General features: G+C 32.6%; 17 protein-coding genes. All 17 read right to left on the bottom strand.

All coding sequences use genetic code 11. The features are described 5' to 3' along the window. Positions 1 to 9: 9 nt before the first annotated feature. The gene (gene fabG, locus QLQ94_RS16735) at positions 10 to 756 is read right to left on the bottom strand and encodes a 3-oxoacyl-[acyl-carrier-protein] reductase (RefSeq protein ID WP_271337564.1); all 747 of its coding nucleotides are present in this window, start codon (positions 754 to 756) and stop codon (positions 10 to 12) included. A 253-nt stretch (positions 757 to 1009) separates the two neighbouring features. Beyond that, positions 1010 to 1216: a hypothetical protein gene (locus QLQ94_RS16730; protein WP_271337565.1), complete on the bottom strand. Its 207-nt coding sequence runs from the start codon at positions 1214 to 1216 to the stop codon at positions 1010 to 1012. 592 nt (positions 1217 to 1808) lie between these two features. Beyond that, complete coding sequence (locus QLQ94_RS16725; RefSeq protein ID WP_271337566.1) at positions 1809 to 3143, bottom strand: DUF4302 domain-containing protein; 1335 nt, start codon at positions 3141 to 3143, stop codon at positions 1809 to 1811. A 41-nt stretch (positions 3144 to 3184) separates the two neighbouring features. Next, positions 3185 to 4045, bottom strand: a complete 861-nt coding sequence (locus QLQ94_RS16720) for a zinc-binding metallopeptidase (protein WP_271337567.1) — start codon at positions 4043 to 4045, stop codon at positions 3185 to 3187. A 19-nt stretch (positions 4046 to 4064) separates the two neighbouring features. Beyond that, positions 4065 to 5549 carry a RagB/SusD family nutrient uptake outer membrane protein gene (locus tag QLQ94_RS16715; RefSeq protein ID WP_271337568.1) on the bottom strand — a complete coding sequence of 495 codons (1485 nt, stop codon included), beginning with the start codon at positions 5547 to 5549 and terminating at the stop codon, positions 4065 to 4067. 11 nt (positions 5550 to 5560) lie between these two features. Next, a complete protein-coding gene (locus tag QLQ94_RS16710) occupies positions 5561 to 9274 on the bottom strand; it encodes a SusC/RagA family TonB-linked outer membrane protein (RefSeq protein ID WP_271337569.1) in 3714 nt (1237 codons plus the stop codon). 233 nt (positions 9275 to 9507) lie between these two features. After that, positions 9508 to 10623, bottom strand: a complete 1116-nt coding sequence (locus tag QLQ94_RS16705; protein WP_427401343.1) for a FecR family protein — start codon at positions 10621 to 10623, stop codon at positions 9508 to 9510. Between the two features lie 90 nt (positions 10624 to 10713). After that, positions 10714 to 11325 (bottom strand): RNA polymerase sigma factor, encoded by a 612-nt coding sequence (locus QLQ94_RS16700; protein ID WP_271337571.1) that lies wholly within the window; start codon positions 11323 to 11325, stop codon positions 10714 to 10716. Positions 11326 to 11718: 393 nt separating this feature from the next. Further along, positions 11719 to 12144, bottom strand: a complete 426-nt coding sequence (locus QLQ94_RS16695) for a hypothetical protein (RefSeq protein WP_271336633.1) — start codon at positions 12142 to 12144, stop codon at positions 11719 to 11721. Between the two features lie 154 nt (positions 12145 to 12298). Continuing rightward, positions 12299 to 13171, bottom strand: a complete 873-nt coding sequence (gene sucD / locus QLQ94_RS16690; protein WP_047775108.1) for a succinate--CoA ligase subunit alpha — start codon at positions 13169 to 13171, stop codon at positions 12299 to 12301. An 84-nt stretch (positions 13172 to 13255) separates the two neighbouring features. Beyond that, positions 13256 to 13618 (bottom strand): nuclear transport factor 2 family protein, encoded by a 363-nt coding sequence (locus QLQ94_RS16685; RefSeq protein ID WP_271336632.1) that lies wholly within the window; start codon positions 13616 to 13618, stop codon positions 13256 to 13258. Between the two features lies 1 nt (position 13619). Further along, complete coding sequence (locus tag QLQ94_RS16680) at positions 13620 to 14549, bottom strand: UDP-3-O-(3-hydroxymyristoyl)glucosamine N-acyltransferase (protein ID WP_271336631.1); 930 nt, start codon at positions 14547 to 14549, stop codon at positions 13620 to 13622. 135 nt (positions 14550 to 14684) lie between these two features. Next, on the bottom strand, positions 14685 to 15251 hold the full coding sequence (efp, locus tag QLQ94_RS16675) for an elongation factor P (RefSeq protein WP_271336630.1): 567 nt from the start codon (positions 15249 to 15251) through the stop codon (positions 14685 to 14687). A 92-nt stretch (positions 15252 to 15343) separates the two neighbouring features. Then, positions 15344 to 16129 carry an acyl-ACP--UDP-N-acetylglucosamine O-acyltransferase gene (gene lpxA, locus QLQ94_RS16670; RefSeq protein ID WP_271336629.1) on the bottom strand — a complete coding sequence of 262 codons (786 nt, stop codon included), beginning with the start codon at positions 16127 to 16129 and terminating at the stop codon, positions 15344 to 15346. 73 nt (positions 16130 to 16202) lie between these two features. Continuing rightward, the gene (locus QLQ94_RS16665; protein WP_271336628.1) at positions 16203 to 17591 is read right to left on the bottom strand and encodes a bifunctional UDP-3-O-[3-hydroxymyristoyl] N-acetylglucosamine deacetylase/3-hydroxyacyl-ACP dehydratase; all 1389 of its coding nucleotides are present in this window, start codon (positions 17589 to 17591) and stop codon (positions 16203 to 16205) included. Continuing rightward, a complete protein-coding gene (gene lpxD / locus QLQ94_RS16660) occupies positions 17584 to 18627 on the bottom strand; it encodes a UDP-3-O-(3-hydroxymyristoyl)glucosamine N-acyltransferase (protein ID WP_482497877.1) in 1044 nt (347 codons plus the stop codon). The genes QLQ94_RS16665 and lpxD overlap by 8 nt, the downstream gene beginning before the upstream one ends. A gap of 39 nt (positions 18628 to 18666) precedes the next feature. Further along, the gene (locus QLQ94_RS16655) at positions 18667 to 19896 is read right to left on the bottom strand and encodes an HD domain-containing protein (protein WP_482497875.1); all 1230 of its coding nucleotides are present in this window, start codon (positions 19894 to 19896) and stop codon (positions 18667 to 18669) included. Positions 19897 to 20099: the final 203 nt, after the last annotated feature.

Below are 20099 nucleotides of genomic sequence, written 5' to 3'. Positions count from 1 at the left end.
ATTAACTTTTTAAGTAAGCATTCCTCCGCAAACATTAAGCACTTGCCCTGTAACATAAGCACTCATATCTGACGCTAGGAAAAGACATGCATTTGCAACATCTTCAACAGTTCCGCCACGTTTTAACGGAATTCCGTCTCTCCATCCTTTTACTACATCTTCCGGTAATTTTGCAGTCATTTCAGTTTCAATAAATCCAGGAGCAATTGCATTGCAACGAATATTACGGGAACCTAACTCTAATGCTACAGATTTTGTAAAACCAATTGCACCTGCTTTAGAAGCGGCGTAATTTGTTTGTCCTGCGTTTCCGGAAACCCCAACAACAGAACTAATATTAATGATTGAACCTGCGCGTTGTTTTAGGAAAGTCTTCTGAATCGCTTTTGTCATATTAAATACTGACTTCAGGTTTACATCAATAACCTGATCAAAATCAGCTTCAGACATACGCATTAATAAATTATCTTTTGTAATTCCTGCGTTATTAATTAAAATATCAACTGTTCCAAAATCAGCTAAAACAGCATCAACAAAAGTTTGTGATTCATTAAAATCGGCGGCATTCGACTGGTATCCTTTTGCTTTTATTCCTAAACCGTTTAACTCAGCTTCTAGAGCCTGAGCAGATTCTACAGATGAGCTATATGTAAACGCCACATTTGCACCATGTTTAGCAAAAACTTCTGCAATTCCTCTTCCAATTCCACGACTAGCGCCTGTAATAATGGCAACTTTTCCTTCTAGTAATTTCATATTCAAAATTAATTTAATATTTATTTGTAGCTTAATCTCGATATCCACTATATTTTTTTCCTTGCTAAAAAACAGAAAAGTATATTGCATTTATCAAAGCTATGAATGACTTGTCAAATATATGATAATTCCCTTTTTAAAAAAATAACAATAGTATAAATTATGAATTTGGAAGTTTCTTTAAAAATAATGTAGATAAAAAAAACCGCTTCAGATTGTGAAACGGTTTAATTATTAAAAATGTCTTATAAAATTATGGACACAGTGGGCCATCTCCATCTACTGTTTCAAAGCACTTAGGTACTGGCTGATTTATACAGGGTGTTAGATATTGTCCCATTACCGCACCGTCTCCCTTTTCACAATCATAAGTTAAGGTGTTTCCGCCACCTGCAATATTTTTTTGCTCGTTACGACTCAAAATCTCTACTCCTTTAAAATTCAAAATTGTTTTTAACATAATGATTAAATTGTTTGATGTTTATATACTCAATCCTTTTATCTGTTGAGTTTCAGACAAAAAACCAAACACAACTATTTGATTTTCAATATAAAAATACGAAAAAACATCTATTAAAATGATTTTTTATAAGATTTAACTCTAATTACATGAAAAGAAAAAAGCAACTCATTTTTGAGTTGCTTTTTCTTTTCATGTTAAATTGAATATTTAATTTTGGCTTATGGCGAAAAATAAAATTCCAAGTATAACTGCTGAAATTAATATGCTATACATTGAAAATTTAAAATTTTCAGTATTATTAAGTTTGTCCTCTTTTCTCTTTTTTTTTAGATCAATAGTAATTATTAAAATCAAGACTAAAATTAAAAGCTATAAATAATATCTGTTGTATTCCGGATATATTCCTGAAATAGTTACCAACGCTAAGCCTCATAAAAAACAACAATATTTATTGGGATAAAAACCTTCTTCATCATATTTTATTAAATTACTATTTTTAATTTTTTTCACAAATTAAGCGTCTAACTTTCTTTCTATGATTTAGCTTAAAAAAAGGCAATTCAATTGAACTGCCTTTTATCAAAAATAATTAATTAAGTTGCCAAGTGTTCATTCTAAATGAACTTGAAGCACCAGTAAAGGTGTAAACAGTATTTGAATAAGTTAATTTGTAACTTTCTTTTTTTACATAGATTCCACTAGGATCTGTTAGATAACTATCGAAATTCTTAAGAAATGCTGGAACTGTACCTGTTGACCAAGATTTATGTTTCAGGATAATTTTTTTACCAGTCGCATCTTCTACAACATCTACGTAATGGAAGATAGCTGCTCTTCCTACAAATGTATAATAGATGAAATTTCCAAGGGAATGATTTGTATAAATCTGTATAGATGATACTGATACGCCTGCTGGTAAAGCAGCGTTAATTCCAGCAAGTTCCTTTTTAAATAATTGTGAATTTGTAGGTGCGCTTTCCGTAAAATCACCAACATAATAACCAAAGTTAGTAAATATTTTACCCGGGAGTAATATTTTATAATCATCAGTTAATCTTGGCGGTGCATTTGAGAATCTAATAGTAGCACTAACTCCTCCGGTACCTGTAGCGATAAAATTATTGCTGACACTATCATAAACAAAATTTGATAATTTTTGTCCTTTTACCACTAAAGCTGGTTTAACAATAGCACCTGTTGGAGTATAGGAAAGAGCCAGATTATAAATTTGATTTGTAGAGGCATCTAAAGATGTTGCAATACCAAAACGCGCTTTTGGATTGAAATCAAAATCGAATAACTTCACTGCACTACCATCATTAATTTCTAACAATCTAAACAAGGGGCTAGTTATTCCTCCTGTAATCTTTTCAATTATTGGAGTGTTTTTAGGTAAATCTGTCCAGTCCTGTGGTTTCGCTTTTACAAATCTTAATTCCTTAAAATTCCTGTTTGTTTTAAAAATAATATCTCCATTCTCCTGACCGTAATAGAAAAATTGGAAATCACCCAAATATCCTTTACCTCTAAGGGCCGCGGTAGGATAATTATCTGACTCTGATAACAGATGTATTCTACTAGCTGTTGTGAAAACTAAACTTACTGTACTTCCTAATTGAATATCATACTGACTTCTTTTAACACCGGTATCTCCATCGAAATCTGATGCCATATCTACTTTTCCGTCAGGCAGAAATTTGAATAAATGTGTAAATCCTCCTAATTGTGTACTATCTGTATAATAAACCGCTTTCCACCCATCTGCGGAAGAAAGCAATAAATCATTTAATTCTTTTTCCCTAGCATTTAATCTATCTATAGGGTTCTGATCAAATTTCGAATCAGCTTCTGTACTCGTACAAGAACCTAGTAGTATTGCCGCAAAAGCAACTAATAAATACTTATATATATATTTTATTTTCATAATATTGATTTTTATTAATTATTGCTCATTATTATTTATAATTACTTTTTAAGAACTGCATCTGTATTTTTTTGTGCCTCATCTCTTAAAGCATAGAAATCCATATTAAAGGCATCTTTATAATATTGTACTACAATAGCTTCTTTCTTTTGAATACTTGCTTTACCTGCAGGATCTGTAATACTTGCAAGAATTGCAGCATATTCTGCTTTAGAGCTTGTTAATATTGTAGAAGCGGTTTCTGCAAAATCTTCATAAATATTTAATCTTGCATAACTTGTTATAAAACCTAATTCTCTTGAATCTTCAATTTCTTCAACATACCAACTGGTAGTATATCCTGACGGTGTTAATTTAGACCAGGCCTGTTCATCAAAAGGTTTAGTTTGATTTAGAATGTGCACATACTCGTGCTGAATAGTATGAATAAACTCAGTAACATCCGGTCTGCTATTTTTATTTAAATAATCTACCTGAAAAAGTGTAACTCTTTGTCCTCCTTCTGCTAAACCTAATGTTCTTGTACCAGTTGTATTTAAGTTTACCCCTCCTACTAAAACAAATTCTCTTGGTGCAATTTTCTTTACAAAATTCGCACCTCCTATAGTCGTGTAACTGTCTATCCATATTGTTTTAACAATCTCAAGAGCTGGCTTTACCTTTTCTATAGTTGGTGGAAATAAATAACGAGTATTATCTACCAGATTTTGATTCCATTCATAATATACTTTGATATTATAAGGATCCAAGAAACCAGTATCAATCCATTTGTCTAATTCCGTTTTAGTAGACTGTGAAAAATCTAATTGACTTTCTGTAGGCTGATCTTCATGTGCACAAGAAATAAATAATATTGTCCCTGTAATCATTAAAATCGTTTTATATCTTTTTAATATTTTCATAATAAATTAAATTAAATTTTTATCTAGGATTTAGTTCGATTCCATTATCAGAAGCTCTAACTGGTATCTGTAATGCTCTACGTTTGTCATCTTTTACTAAAACATTATGTCTTGATACTTGCCCAAACTCAAAAGTATCGTGTTCTACAACAAGATTAAAACGCTTGATATCAAACCACCTAACACCCTCATGCAAAAAATCTCTTCTTCTTGCTTCTGCAATAGCTTTTATATAAGAAGCCTGTACAGGAGTTAGCGGATAAAACGGTGTAAACTCATCTGCTATTACTGGAAATTTTTCTATCACTTTTGCTTGTGTTAACTTATCTGTCGCTGGATTGTATCCTGAAGTTCTTGTTGCTAAAAAGTATTCTAATTCAGCATTCGCTTCTGTAATTTGATTTTTCATTACATGTGCTTCAATTCTATTCAGGAAAAACTCATCATTACTTAAAAGAACTGTACTGGTATAAGGATCACCAACACCTGCTGTTAAATTTGTATATTTAAAATACTCATAAAGCTTAGGTACCAAAACCGTTTGCCCCCCTTTGTATTGGCCTGCTGCACGTATTAACCAGGCTTTATTAAAAAGACTAGTTTCTTTTCCTAAAATTAAATCTACTTTGTTTCCTGCCAGAGTAAATCTATTTGTAAAGCTTCTACTCCAGATTGATTCCGGATAAGCTACTAATAAATTTGTTGCTTGCTCTACCTTAGAATATTCAATAGGCATCTGAGCAAAAGCAACTGCATTAAAAGCTGCATAATCTCTAAGAGTAGTCGGTTTTGAGCCCAATCCATTTGAAAACTCAAGTACCTTATCCCAATCTCCTTTTACTAAATAAAAACGACTGGCAAAAGCTTTTGTAGCCTCTACATTAAAATGGTACTTTGGTTCTTTATAATTACTAGTAACATATTTCAATCCTTCATTAATGTCTTTCTCGATAAAATCAAATACTTCCTTAACTGTGTTTCGTTTGTATTTTACTAATAAAGCTCCTTCCGGCTCTGTTATATACGGAACCCCTAAATCCGTAGCAGCTGTCGCAGGGTTGTATCTATTTGCCCATAATTGAACCAACATAAAATGAGAATAAGCTCTTGCTATTAATGCCTCTCCCTTTTGAGGATTCAAACTAGTTAGGTTACCCAATTGATCGATAGCTTCTAAGGCTTGATTTGCAGCTGCTATAGCCTTATAGGAAGAATTCCAAAATGCTGCCTCTGTATCTTCTGCAAATTGAGTCTGCATTTCCCAGTTGTAACTTTGTTTATTGTCCAAGTCTGACCCTGGTAATGCACTATCGAATACATTATCAGACATTGTTTCTGCAATCGCCATATACGTCCTGTTAGGATAAGCGGTTACTAATAATTCTGAGATCTTTTCTGGTGTATTTATTTGTGTTCTGTTATCTGGCACTTCTGAAAGAAATTCATCACAACTACTAATACTAACAAGTAATACTAATGAAAGTGCTATTTTTATATTTTTCATAATTAACTATATTAGAATGAAACATTTAAAGTAAATGTATATTGAGAAGTTATTGGAAATGCAACTCCTCCTGTATTACGAAACTCAGGGTCCTGGCCGTGTAATCTTTTATCTGAATAAATCAACCAGGGATTTACTGCTGAACCTTTTAAGGTGAATGCACTAACACCTAACTTTCTTTTAAAATCTTTAGGAAATTCCCAACTAAGCGAAATATTCTTTAATCGCAAAAAATCACCATCAGCAACTCTTACATCAGAATAATTATAAGTATTATAAGCTATTTGTAAATCGCTTTCCCCATAATTTCTATTTAATAATTTATCTGCAATAACAGGAACGTTTGTACTATTTTCATCTCCTGGACTTATCCACCTATTTTTAAATTCTTTTGTAAAAACTGTCAAATCGTTATACTCGTTACTGTAAACAGGATTTAGACGAACTTTATTTCCTCCGGATCCAACAATAAATACATATAACGACCAGCTTTTATAAGAAAATGTATTGGCTAAACCAACTGATTTATTAGGTTCAATAGATCCTTCATATTTTAAGTAATTTGCAACGTCTTTAGTATCTTGAAAATTAGCTTTTGTAATATTATTTTCTGCTCCGTCCTGTAAAATAAAAGTAGGTAATCCTTGATTATTCAATCCGGTAAACTGATAAGAATATATTGAATTTCTAGGGTGTCCTACTGTATTACCTCCATTGGAATCTACCAGATCATAAACTGAAGGTTTGTTTGCTAATTTTGTGATTTTTTGATTGTAAACAGAAAAGTTTAATGTTGTTGACCACTTAAAGTTATTAGTTACAATATTTTGAGTAGTAAACCCCAACTCAATACCTTTAGTTTCCATATCAGCATTGTTACCTTGTTTGACAGATTGTCCGCCAACACCAGACGTAATTACATAGTCAATTAAGTCAAATGCCTTACGGCTGTAAACGTCTGTAGTTAACTGCACTCTGTTATTAAACATTCCAAGATCTAAACCAATATTAGTTTCATATTGTTTTTCCCAAGTCAAATCTTTGTTTTGTAAATCTTCGATTTTTATCGCATTTTCTCTATCTGAAAGATTAAAACGGTCTGTAATAAAACTTTTATAAATTGCTAATGAATTTGTTGCAGGTCCAGCTGTTGCTGTAAGTCCATAAGAAGCTCTCAAAGCTAAAGTATTGATTGACTCAACGTTTTTCATGAATTTTTCTTCAGCAACGTTCCATTTTCCACTAACTGTGTAAGTAGGCAACCATCTTGAAGACCCTGTATCTCCTTGTCTGTTAGATCCATCATAACGACCAGTCAACGAAGCTGTATAACGACGATCATAAGTATATCCAACTTTACCAAAGAAACCAACAGTCCTTTCTCTTTCTGCGCCAAATTCGTAATATGAATCACCTCCATTTACAATTTTCTCGATCATTTTAGGATCAATAAAAGAAGTAAGTCCTTTATCATATTGAATACCTACAGCTGTAAAATTATCATTGTTTCGATCCACTGATCTTAATTCTGTACCAAAGAAACCTTCTACTTCATGTTTTTCTTTAAAAATATTTCTATAAGTAACACTATTTCTAACGTTATAAGAAGTCATATCATTAGTGTATTTTCTTAGAAAACCACCACTTGGCAATACGGAAACTTTTGGTATAGTTAAATCCGTAGGATCCTGATACAAGAATACATTATCTTTTTGTATTTGTGTATTTACGTTATCTCCAACGCCTGCATTGTATGCTGCTACTACATTCGAGCCTTCTAAAATCTTGTGCTCTCTTGATGTATTTGCATAACGCGCAGAACCGGTAAGGTTATAAGTTAAATGTTTATTGATTTTATAATCTAAATCTACCTGAAAACGAATATCATTTACTTTAATTCCTAAAGTGTTATTTTCTAATTCATTCACAATGTTCATTGGTGCCCAGTTGTTTTGATAATATTCCAGATTACCATTATCATCATAAGGTCTTAATGTTCTGCTAGTACTTAAAACATAGTTGAACGGATTAATATCAAAATCTCTGGCTGTTTTTCCAAATACAACATCTTTTTTACTATCATAAGCTCCAGGAGCTTCTTGGTCACGAATAGATCCCATCGTAGATAACGTAATGTTCAATCTATCATTTATAAAAAATGTTCCTTTAATATTTGATGTTAACTGCTTTACGTTATCAGCAATAGTCCATCCTGGATCTGTATAATAACCTAAAGAAGCATAAAATGTATTATTTTTTCCACCACCAGAAAAGCTTAAAGAGTGATTTTGAGTAATCGAAGGTCTAAATAAAACACTAAACCAATCTGTATTAGCTAGTTCGTATTTTTTTAAGAACTGATTAATATTTGATTGTTCATTTCTAACACCGTACTGACCATTTGTTTCATTATAACGGTTGATCTCTTTTGCAAGGATATTATATGCTCCTCCAAATCTTCCTGTGTAAGAAGAACTTAAATCAAGATATCCTTTTTGTTTCATTTCCTGAAAAACACTCATAGATTCCTGAGAGTTCAAGATGTCATATTGTGTATAACTTGGTACTGTTCTCACTGTGTTTTCAAGTGAATAACTCACTTTTAATGGTGAATCTCTACGTCCTTGTTTAGTTGTAACAACCACAACTCCGTTTAACGATCTTGAACCATAGATAGATGTTGCTGATGCGTCTTTAAGAATTTCAATACTTTGGATATCGTTAGCATTTAAACCCGCTACAGATGAACTTAATAATGTTGATGAATTTCCAGAAGCCAAATCAGCAAATGAAACATTTATGATATCTTCCTGAACAACTCCATCAATAACCCATAAAGGTTTTGTGTCCCCAAAAATAGATGAAGATCCACGCACTGTAATTTTAGGAGCTGTACCAAAAGTACCTGTTACATTTTGCACAGTTACACCGGCAGCTTTACCCTCGATCATTCTGCTTACATCTACTACACCATCAACTTTTAATTCTGCACCAGAAATTTTGCTGATAGCTCCAGTAAAGGTTCTCTTAGATGTTTTTTCGTAACCTGTAGTTACTACAACTTCTTTTAAATTTTGTCCTTCATCATTTAAGACAATAGTTGGACTAGTGTTCGATATTCCAATTTCTTTGGACTCCATTCCAACATAAGAAATTACAAGTTTATCACTATTAGAAGGTACTTCGATAGTAAACCTACCATCAAAATCAGTAAGAACTGCATTTTTTGTACCTTTTACAGAAACCGTAGCTCCTGGTAATGGGCTACCATTAGCATCTGTAACCACACCTTTGATAATTGGACCTGCAGTTAATATTGCAAACAGTGAATTACTGGCGTCTGAACTTGTAAAAGAATCAGCGGTATTTTTTTGTAAAACAATTTGATTGCTTACTTCAGTATAGGTTATATTAAAAGGTATTAAAATTCGGTTAAGAATGCTTGACAGCACTTCCTGATCTGCATCTATACTTACCTTTTGAGCAAGCTGAGGCAACCTTGAGTTATAAGAAAATTTTACGTGGGCAGACTTCTCCAACTTAGATAGCGCATTGTCTAATGTTAAATTATCAACATTAATAGTAACCTTTGTATCTAATTTTTTTTGCCCATTTACATTATTTGCCATGGCAACACTTGAAAATACAAGCGCCAAGACAAACTGAAATAGTGTTATTTTCATGATTCGATGGAGTAATCGTTGTTTAACAACTGGTTTTTTCATAATTTTGGATTGTTTTGATTAATACTGATTCGAGTGTATTTTAAGAAACGTTACGAATTACTCTTTACAGAGAGCAATTCAAATAAATTTAAGTGTCGGTAATGTTACAGCATTTCGGCACTTTTTTTCTGCATTATAATCTTTTACATAGGCATTCACTATTGGTTTTAATTTAGTTTTTGGTTGTTTTTTTTATTTAAATCCAACTATACAATTACAGTTATACAGTAGTATTAATTACATCCCTCAGACGTAATGATAATTTGATTTCCATTCATTTCAAAACTGGTATTATTGCCTATGCTATTACAGACAATTTTTAGTTTTTCTGTCAATGGCTGATCACTAAGTGAAGTGGTAAGGTGACAATCTTTTAGTTTATTTTTAGGGTAATCAATGTCTACCAGATAAGCTTGTTCGATTGTTTGAAAAATCTGTGATACAGGAATATCGGTAAATTCGAAACTCAACTGCTCAATATTACCAACATTACGAGTCAAAGCGACATCTTGGGTAATGTTTGTAATTTTGTTAAAACTCAAATCACTTCGTAAAAAACGGAGTGCCTGGTTGGGTAGTAAAACCACTTCTTTCTGATTAGATTTAGCTAATAAATCATTAGATTTTACCCTAACTTTACCGGTGCGCACAAGAACTTCTACATCAGGCTGATCAGAATAAGCTTTAACTCTAAAACTAGTTCCAACTACCTTTGTAACGATTTCGTTTGCATAAACAAAAAAAGGCTTTTTAGGATTTTTACTAATTTCAAAGAAACCTTCGCCGGATAAATACACCTTTCTTTCGTTTCCGGTAAAGATTTTAGGATAACTTAATTTACTATTTGGTTGCAATAAAACAGAACTGCCGTCAGACAATGTGATGATTTGTGGTTTATTTGAATTATTAGTCTGCTCAACTAATCCTTCACTATTTTCATCTATAAGTTCTTTATACGTAATTACATTACTTTTGGGGCCAATTTGATTTTGATAAAACCAAACTGATATCAGGCCACAAACTAAAATAGCTGCAGCACCACTAAGGAAATATTTTCTAAAAAAATTTATTTTCGAATCCTGAATTGAACTGTTTTGATTTTCTTTCTCTTCAATTTTAATCCATGTAGTTTGTAACGCATTGTGGATATCAGATGCAGTCAAATTTGAATCTGGCACTTTCATAGCCAACAATAATAATCTTGCGTCTTCTACCAACTTAGCACGTTGGCGACTTTCTAAAGTCCATTCTTCCCAACCATTCTCATCAGTTTTAAATAAAACCCATGACTGGAATGATTCGTCAGATAAAAAATCTTCAATTTCGGTATATTTGTTACGTTTTTGCATTTAAAAATAAGGTTACAAAAACATAGAGGACACTTTTCTTATTATATACTCACTAAATTGTGATTTTTTTTTATTTTTTTTAAAACAAATTTAACATGCAGTTAAAGATAGTAGAAAAATTAACGAAAAACTCCCCTTCCATTCCTTACGTAATGTAAGCAGACCGCGGTGTAAGAGGTTGCTTGCTGATTGATAATTAACTTCTAACATTTCGGCAATTTGTTCTACTGTCAAACCTTGATGGTAGCGTAAATACAAAGCCTCCTTTTGGCGCGATGGCAAATCATTTAATAATTTATTCAAATGAACAACTTTCTCCCTCGTTGCATAATCATCATCTACAAGGTCATTTTCTACTGAAAACTCTAAAAGGAATGCTATTGTATCTGTACTAGTCGCTTTACGAAAAATACGATCACGTTCGTGCAATCGTGCAATTCGCTTACGTACACTTGATAATAAATAAGCTTTTACTACAACCGAATTTTGTAATCCGTTACGATAAACCCAGATGTCTGTAAAGACGTCCTGTACACAATCTTGTACTTTCTCTGCAAATGGTGAAAGTGAATTTCCGTAACGAACTAAATCTGTATAATATTTCTCAAATAAAATTGAGAATGATTTTTCATCTCCATCTTTCAAGTTATTCCAAAGTGTATTATCATCAAAAGTCTTGAATTGTAAAGTTTTGGCCTTCATATTAATTTTGGGTAGAATTCTTAAAAATAAGCACTTGGTTTTAACATAAAGAATACGGTTTTTTAACATTATCCTTTATTTCTGTGCGATAAATATATAAAAGCAAATATATAAAACAAATTTTTTTACATAAAAAAGATGGTTTCCTAACATCAGGAACAGTCACTGTTTATTGACTTACTGCGGATTGAAGCGATAAAAAAAATATTTTAGTTTTTTGTTAATGTTTATTTTTGTAAGATTAAATTACCATTTAATTTAAATTTTTTTTTAACAAATTAAATACTTTGTCCCTTAAAAAATTTAACATACAGATTTTAGGATTTTGAACAAAAAAAGCCTCACTAAATAAATAGCAAGGCTTTTGATAATTTTTATTCGAAAAAAAGCTTTTTAGAAAGCTACATTCCATTTTGGTAATTTTGCATTTTCATCTAAGAAATTTTGCAAAACCTGACCTTCAACTGCAGTAGGAATTCCTTTTACATCTGCGTTATAAGTTTCGTACCAAACAACTTCAAGAGTAGAGATACCTTCTAACTTCATTTGTGCCGGCCAAGAATATTTTCTTCCGGTTTTAGCAAATTGATGACCGTTTACAATTTTATCATACAATCCGCCATTTTTACTTTTAAGAGTTCCATCATTTTGAACAGTTCCTGTAGAACCTACCATAATTAACTCTTTTTCATCACCAACAGCATAAACAACAAAAACACCTGCGCCAGCCTCAGGAGCATTGCAAACTTGTTCTAAACTGTCTTCTGTTGTAAAAGTAAAACTATTGCTTACTTTAAATTTTTCTAATTCTTTGTACATATTTCTTATTTTAAGCTTCTAAGTCTATCCTGATAGATATAGGGACTAAGTTGCTGAGATTTTTAATTTTGTTCCGCACATTTTAAAAATGTAAAAAAGTCTCAACAAAATATTGAGACTTTTTTTTGGAATTTATTATTTTGAATATTAGAAATTATCCTAATATTTCTTTTACTTTTTTACCAATTTCAGCTGGCGAATCAACAACGTGAATTCCGTTGTCTCTCATAATTTGTTTTTTAGCAGCAGCTGTATCATCAGAACCACCAACAATAGCACCTGCGTGCCCCATTGTTCTACCAGCAGGAGCAGTTTCTCCAGCGATAAAACCAACAACTGGTTTACGGTTACCATCAGCTCTAACCCATTTAGCGGCATCAGCTTCTAATTGACCTCCAATTTCACCAATCATGATGATAATTTCAGTTTCTGGATCGTTCATTAATAATTCAACAGCTTCTTTAGTTGTAGTTCCAATAATTGGATCTCCACCAATACCAATAGCTGTAGTAATTCCTAAACCTTGTTTTACAACCTGGTCAGCAGCTTCATAAGTTAAAGTTCCCGATTTAGAAACGATACCAACTGTTCCTTTTTTGAAAACGAAACCTGGCATAATACCAACTTTAGCTTCACCCGGAGTGATTACTCCCGGACAGTTTGGCCCGATTAATCTAGAATTTCTTTCTTTAACATAATTATTTGCTTTAATCATATCTGCTACAGGAATTCCTTCTGTAATAGCAATAATTACTTTGATTCCAGCATCAGCAGCTTCCATAATTGCATCAGCAGCAAAAGCTGGTGGTACAAAAATGATAGATGTATCAGCTCCAGCTTGCTCAACAGCATCTTTTACTGTATTAAAAACCGGACGATCTAAATGGCTCGTTCCTCCTTTACCCGGAGTAACACCACCAACAACATTAGTACCGTACTCAATCATTTGAGAAGCGTGGAAAGTTCCTTCGCTTCCTGTAAATCCTTGAACAATTATTTTGGAATCTTTATTAACTAAAACACTCATGATATATATTTTATGTAGTTTTTAAAATTGTGATGCAAAAGTAAGGTTTTGTAACGTATTTTAACCTTTTTGTCTTCAAAAAAATTAAGAAAATTGACTCATTTGATAACCTCGATATAATTTATCATCTTTTATTTGCCAAATTATAGCAAAATGTGCCAATAACATCTCTTCTCTTGGGTTTTCAATCGTTTTCACAAAATGAGAATATCGAACTGAAACCAAGTCGTCTTCGGCTAAAATATGGCTTATTCTTACTTTTGATCGTACATAAGCACGACTTAGCTCATTCGCCATATCTAGCATCGAATTATGATCCATCTCAATTAATCCTTTCGTGCTATTCCAATCTAACTTTACATCGGGATGCAAATAGGTTTTCATGATTTCGCTATCAATTAAGGCATCTGACTTGTAAAATTTCTGAACAAATTCTTTAATAGACATATTACTTCAATTTATTTAAAATTTCAGGAATCTTTTTGATATTGGCCAATTGTTTTAACTTTTCTCTTGATTCTTCGATTGGAGTTCCAAAATATGATTTACCTCCTTCTACTGACTTAGTTACTCCGGTCTGTCCCATAATAACAGCCTTAGCTCCTATTGTGATGCCGCTGGTAGTACCAACTTGACCCCAAATTGTAACTTCGTCTTCGATGATAACACAACCTGCAATACCAGTTTGTGACGCGATTAGACATTTTTTACCAATTACAGTATCATGCCCAACGTGTACCTGATTATCGAGTTTTGTTCCTTCGCCAATAGTGGTATCACCAGTAACCCCTTTATCGATTGTGCAAAGCGCACCTATACCCACATTATCCTGAATCACAACTCTTCCTCCTGAAAGTAACTGATCGAAACCATCAGGACGTTTTTTATAATAGAACGCATCAGCTCCTAAAATAGTTCCGGCATGAATGATTACATTATCACCAATTACTGTATGATCATAAATTGTAACATTAGGATGTATCAAACAGTTTTTACCAATTGTAACATTGTTCCCAACAAAACAATTAGGCTGAATTACTGTTCCTTCTCCAATAGTTGCAGAAAGAGCAATAGAAACAGTCGTAGCTTGAAAAGGTCTAAAATGCTTGGTCAGGGTATTAAAATCTCTGAAAGGATCATCAGAAATTAAAAGAGCTTTACCTTCCGGACAATCTACTTTTTTATTTATTAAAACAATAGTAGCTGCTGATTGTAAAGCTTTGTCATAATATTTTGGGTGGTCGACAAAAACAATATCTCCAGGTTCAACGACATGTATTTCGTTCATGCCAGAAACCGGAAAGTTTTGATCACCTATAAATTCGCATTGAAGCAAATTTGCAATTTCTTGTAAAGAATGAATCTTTGGAAATTTCATATATTTAAATTAGAAAATTTGTCAATTAGAAAATGTGCCAATTAGAAAATGTGTCAATCAGAAAATGAATACTCAAAATTGTGATGATTCACTAATTTTCTAATTGACTCATTGACAAATTATCCAATTAAGAAACTACTCTTTTACACGCTCCATGTAATTCCCTGAAGCTGTATCGATTTTAATTTTATCACCTTCATTGATAAACAAAGGAACATTTACAGTTGCGCCAGTTTCTACCGTAGCAGATTTTGTAGCATTTGTAGCTGTATTTCCTTTAACTCCTGGCTCAGCATAAGTAATTTCCAGAATTACAGAAGCAGGCATATCTACAGATAAAGGCAAATCAGTTTCAGTATTAACCTGAACCATAACATTTGTTCCTTCTTTTAACAATCCCGGAGCATCCAAAATTGCTTTATTCAAAGAAATTTGCTCAAAAGATTCTGTATTCATAAAATGAAACTCATCTCCTTCAGCATATAAAAACTGATAAGTATGTGTCTCAACACGTACATCCTCTATTTTGTGTCCTGCCGAAAATGTATTGTCCAATACTCTTCCTGTAGTTAAACTTCTTAATTTTGTTCTTACGAAAGCAGGTCCTTTTCCAGGTTTTACGTGAAGAAATTCAACGATTTTATAAATATCGTGATTGAACTTAATACACAATCCGTTTCTAATATCTGATGTAGATGCCATTTTGTTTTGTTTTATTTAATATTTTGTTGAATCGTTAAATCGTTTATCTGTTTTCGATTTAACGATTCACAAATAAACGATTCAACTTTTATCTAATAATTTCCTGAATAACCTTTCATAATTCCTCTTGATGAATTTCTGATAAAATCTAAAATCTCATCTCTCTCAGGAGTAGCTTCCATTTCGGCTTCAATAATACTTAAAGCTTGCGTTGTATTGTAGTTCTTCTGGTATAAAATTCTGTAAATTTCCTGAATTTCTCTAATTTTTTCAGTACTAAATCCTCTTCTTCTTAAACCTACTGAATTGATTCCTACGTAGGATAACGGTTCTTTTGCTGCTTTTGTATATGGCGGAACATCTTTTCTGACCAAAGATCCACCAGAAATCATAGCATGATCACCAATATGAATAAATTGATGTATGGCTGCCAAACCTCCAATAACGGCATAATTACCAACAACAACGTGACCTGCCAATGCAACACCATTTACAATAATTGCATTATTACCAATCTCACAATCGTGTGCAATGTGAGCATAAGCCATAATTAAACAATTATTACCTAAAATTGTTTGTCCTGAAGCAACTGTACCTCTATTGATCGTTACACACTCTCTAATAGTACAGTTATCACCTATAATAGCTAAAGAATCTTCTCCTCCAAATTTTAAATCTTGTGGTACGGCTGAAATTACTGCACCTGGAAAAATATTACAATTTTTACCAATTCGGGCACCTTCCATGATGGTTACATTTGAACCAATCCAAGTACCGTCACCAATAATAACATTATTGTGAATTGTTGTAAAAGGCTCAATTACAACATTTTTAGCGATTTTAGCGCCGGGATGAACATATGCTAATGGTTGATTCATCTGTAAGTTTTATATTTTATATTAAAATAGTCTAATTTGGGCAACAAACGTAAACAATAAAAATGATTAATTATTATTGTTTTCTTGCAATTTGAGCCATTAATTCTGCCTCTGTTACCAATTTTCCATTTGCGTATGCATTTGCCTGCATGTGACAAATTCCTCTTCTGATAGGAGAAATTAATTCGCATTTAAAAATTAAGGTATCACCAGGCAATACTTTATGCTTGAACTTAACATTGTCAATTTTCATGAAGTATGTCAAGTAATTTTCAGGGTCAGGAACAGTACTTAATACCAAAATCCCTCCTGTTTGTGCCATTGCTTCCACAATTAAAACACCCGGCATAACCGGAGCTTCAGGAAAATGTCCAACAAAGAAATTTTCATTCATTGTAACATTTTTCATTCCTACCACATGACTATCAGACATTTCTATAATTCTGTCAATTAATAAAAATGGAGGTCTGTGCGGCAACACGGCCATAATTTTATGAATATCCATCAATGGTTCCAAATTTAAGTCATAAACAGGAACATGATTTCTTTGTTCAATTTTGATGATTTTAGCCAGTTTTTTAGCAAACTGAGTGTTTACATAGTGTCCAGGTTTATTAGCTATAATTTTCCCCTGAATTCTAACTCCAATCAAAGATAAATCTCCAACAACATCTAATAATTTATGTCTTGCAGCTTCATTTGGATAGTGTAAAGTAAGATTATCTAAAACACCATTTGGTTTAACAGAAATTTTGTCTTTACCAAACGCTTTCTTTAAATTCTCCATTGTAGCGTCAGAAATTTCTTTATCTACATATACAATGGCATTGTTTAAATCTCCACCTTTTATAAGTCCGTTCTCTAAAAGAGACTCTAACTCATGTAAAAAACTAAAAGTTCTTGAATTAGCAATTTCCTCTTTAAAGTCAGCTATGCTTTTCATAGTTGCATTTTGAGTACCCAAAACTTTAGTACCAAAATCAACCATTGCAGTTACCTGATAATCATCGCTTGGCATTACTAAAATCTCGCTTCCGGTAGTTTCATCAGTAAACGAAATAACTTCTTTTACTACATAAACGTTACGTTTAGCATTTTGTTCTTCAATACCGGCATTTTCAATCGCTTCAACAAAATATTTCGAAGAACCATCCATGATAGGAAGTTCAGACGCGTTCAATTCTATAATAACGTTATCCAAATCGCAACCAACTAGTGCCGCTAAAACGTGTTCAGGGGTTTGAATTTTTACACCTAATTTTTCTAAATTAGTACCTCTTTGCGTATTAACAACATAATTAGCATCTGCTTCGATCACGGGATGACCTTGCAAATCTACTCTAACAAAAGTGAAACCATTATTAATTGGAGCCGGTTTAAAAGTCATTGTAACTTCTTTTCCAGTGTGTAATCCAACGCCTGTTAGTGAAATTTCATTTTTGATGGTCTTCTGTTTAACCATTATTTCCATTTTTTGGGTTTATTATTTGTTTTTTTAATTCATCAATTTCGGCTACAATTTTAGGTAGATTTCTAAAATGCACATACGATTTATTAAAATCAGTATAAGCAAGAGACGGTGTCCCTTGAAGCGTTTCATCATCTTTAATATTTCTTGCTACTCCGGATTGAGCCTGCAGTCTGACATTATTACCTATTATTAAGTGACCTGCAATACCTACTTGCCCGCCAATCATACAGTTTTCGCCTATTTTTGTAGAACCAGCCACACCGGATTGCGCTGCAATTACAGTGTTTTTACCAATTTCTACATTATGGGCAATCTGAATTTGATTGTCTAATTTAACTCCTTTTCTAATTATTGTAGAACCAAGAGTTGCGCGATCTATTGTAGTATTTGCTCCAATATCAACATTATCCTCTATAACAACGTTCCCAATTTGAGGAACTTTGCTATACACTCCTTCTTCATCCGGAACAAAACCAAATCCGTCTGCACCAATAATAGTTCCTGAATGAATCGTACAATTGTTACCAATAATAGTTTCAGAATAAATTTTAGCACCTGCAAAAATATACACATTATCACCAATAACAACATTATCGCCAATAAAACTGTTAGGATAAATTTTTACATTATCACCCAGCACAACATTTTGTCCTATATAACTAAAGCTTCCTAAATATAAATTCTCTCCATATTTAGTTCCTTCAGACATAAAAGAATGTGCTTCTATTCCGTTTTTATTCAATTTTACCTGATTGTAAAATTGTAAAAGCTTAGAAAACGAAGCATAAGCATCTTCTACTTTAATTAAAGTTGTGGTAATTTCCTGTTCAGGTATAAAGCTGTCATTAACAATCGTTACTGAAGCTTTTGTAGTATATATGTAATTGATATATTTTGGATTAGCCAAAAAAGTAAGAGATCCTTCCTCCCCTTCTTCTATCTTAGAGAGCCGAGAAACTTCCGCATTGGGATTCCCAACAACCTCTCCCTCTAAAATCCCCGCTATTTGTTCTGCTGTAAATTTCATTGCGACAAAAATATAAAAAATAGATTTTAAATGTTAATTTTAGATAAGTTGTTTTGGAAAACAGATGTAATATTTTGTTACCAATTTAGATAACGATTTCAAATTCAGCTGATCAGATGCTTCTACGACATCCTCAATTGTTTTATCTTTTTTCAAAATTCGTATCGGTTCAGCTTCTTTACTATAGGCCTGATTTTTTATTTTTCCTCTAAAAATAAAATAACCAGCCTCTAACTGCGTGATATTATGCTTATTAGCAAAATCTTCTTTTAAAGATTGAGACTCTTCCGCCGAAATTTTCTCAGCGCTTAATTTAATCTTTAATAAATCTCTATTAATCAACATCTTACTCAAAGTAGACAATATAAAATCATCTTGCTTTTGCCATGCTTTCAAGGCGCTAATAATATCAAAATCATCTAGTTGAGCAAATAAATCCAACTTCTCAGTATCAAAATCCTCCAAAGTCACCTTATTTTGCATAAAATACAAAAGCGGCTCGCTGCAAGGCAAACTAATTCCTTTTAATGTTAATTCTTTCGCTCTTTTTAGAACATTCATCAAAATTAACTCTGCTACCAAACTTGTTTTATGTAAATAAGCCTGCCAGTACATTAATCTTCTCGAAAGTAAGAATTTCTCAACAGAATAGATTCCTTTTTCTTCAATAACCAAAGTTCCGTCAACAACGTTCATCATCTGGATCAGACGCTCAGAATTAACGTTACCTTCTGCGACTCCAGTATAAAAACTATCACGTTTTAGATAATCCATTCGATCCATATCCAACTGACTCGAGATCAGCTGCAACATGAATTTTCTATGATAATCACCTTTAAAAACCTGAATTGCTAAACTTAATTTTCCGTCAAACTCGTCATTTAGCTGATTCATAAACAATAATGAAATTGCCTCGTGATTCACATCTTCCACGATACTTTTTTCCATAGCGTGCGAAAATGGCCCGTGACCAATGTCGTGGAGTAAGATAGCAATAAACAAAGCATTTTCTTCTTCAGATGAAATTGCAACACCTTTAAAACGAAGTGTTTCAACTGCTTTTTGCATTAAATGCATGCAGCCCAATGCATGATGAAAACGCGTATGATTCGCTCCGGGATAAACCAAATACGACATTCCCATTTGCGAAATACGGCGTAAACGCTGAAAATACGGATGCTGGATTAAGTCGTAAATAAGTTCGTTCGGGATAGAAATAAACCCGTAGATAGGGTCGTTGAATATTTTTAACTTATTGATATGAGTCACTATTTGGTTATTTTTAGGTCAACAAATATAAGTAAATAACCATAAACAGCTTTGCGTTTTTCATTTAAAAATCAACATTAAATTGTTGTGATTTTCAAGGGAATACTTAATTTGAAATAAGTTTTTATAAAAAAAACATCATTTGTGATACGGAAATTTATACTATTTTTAATACTTTTTAAGTTCTATACATCTAAATTGCA

Source organism: Flavobacterium sp. B114r (assembly GCF_056824125.1).
This window is presented reverse-complemented; position numbering and strand designations above follow the sequence as displayed.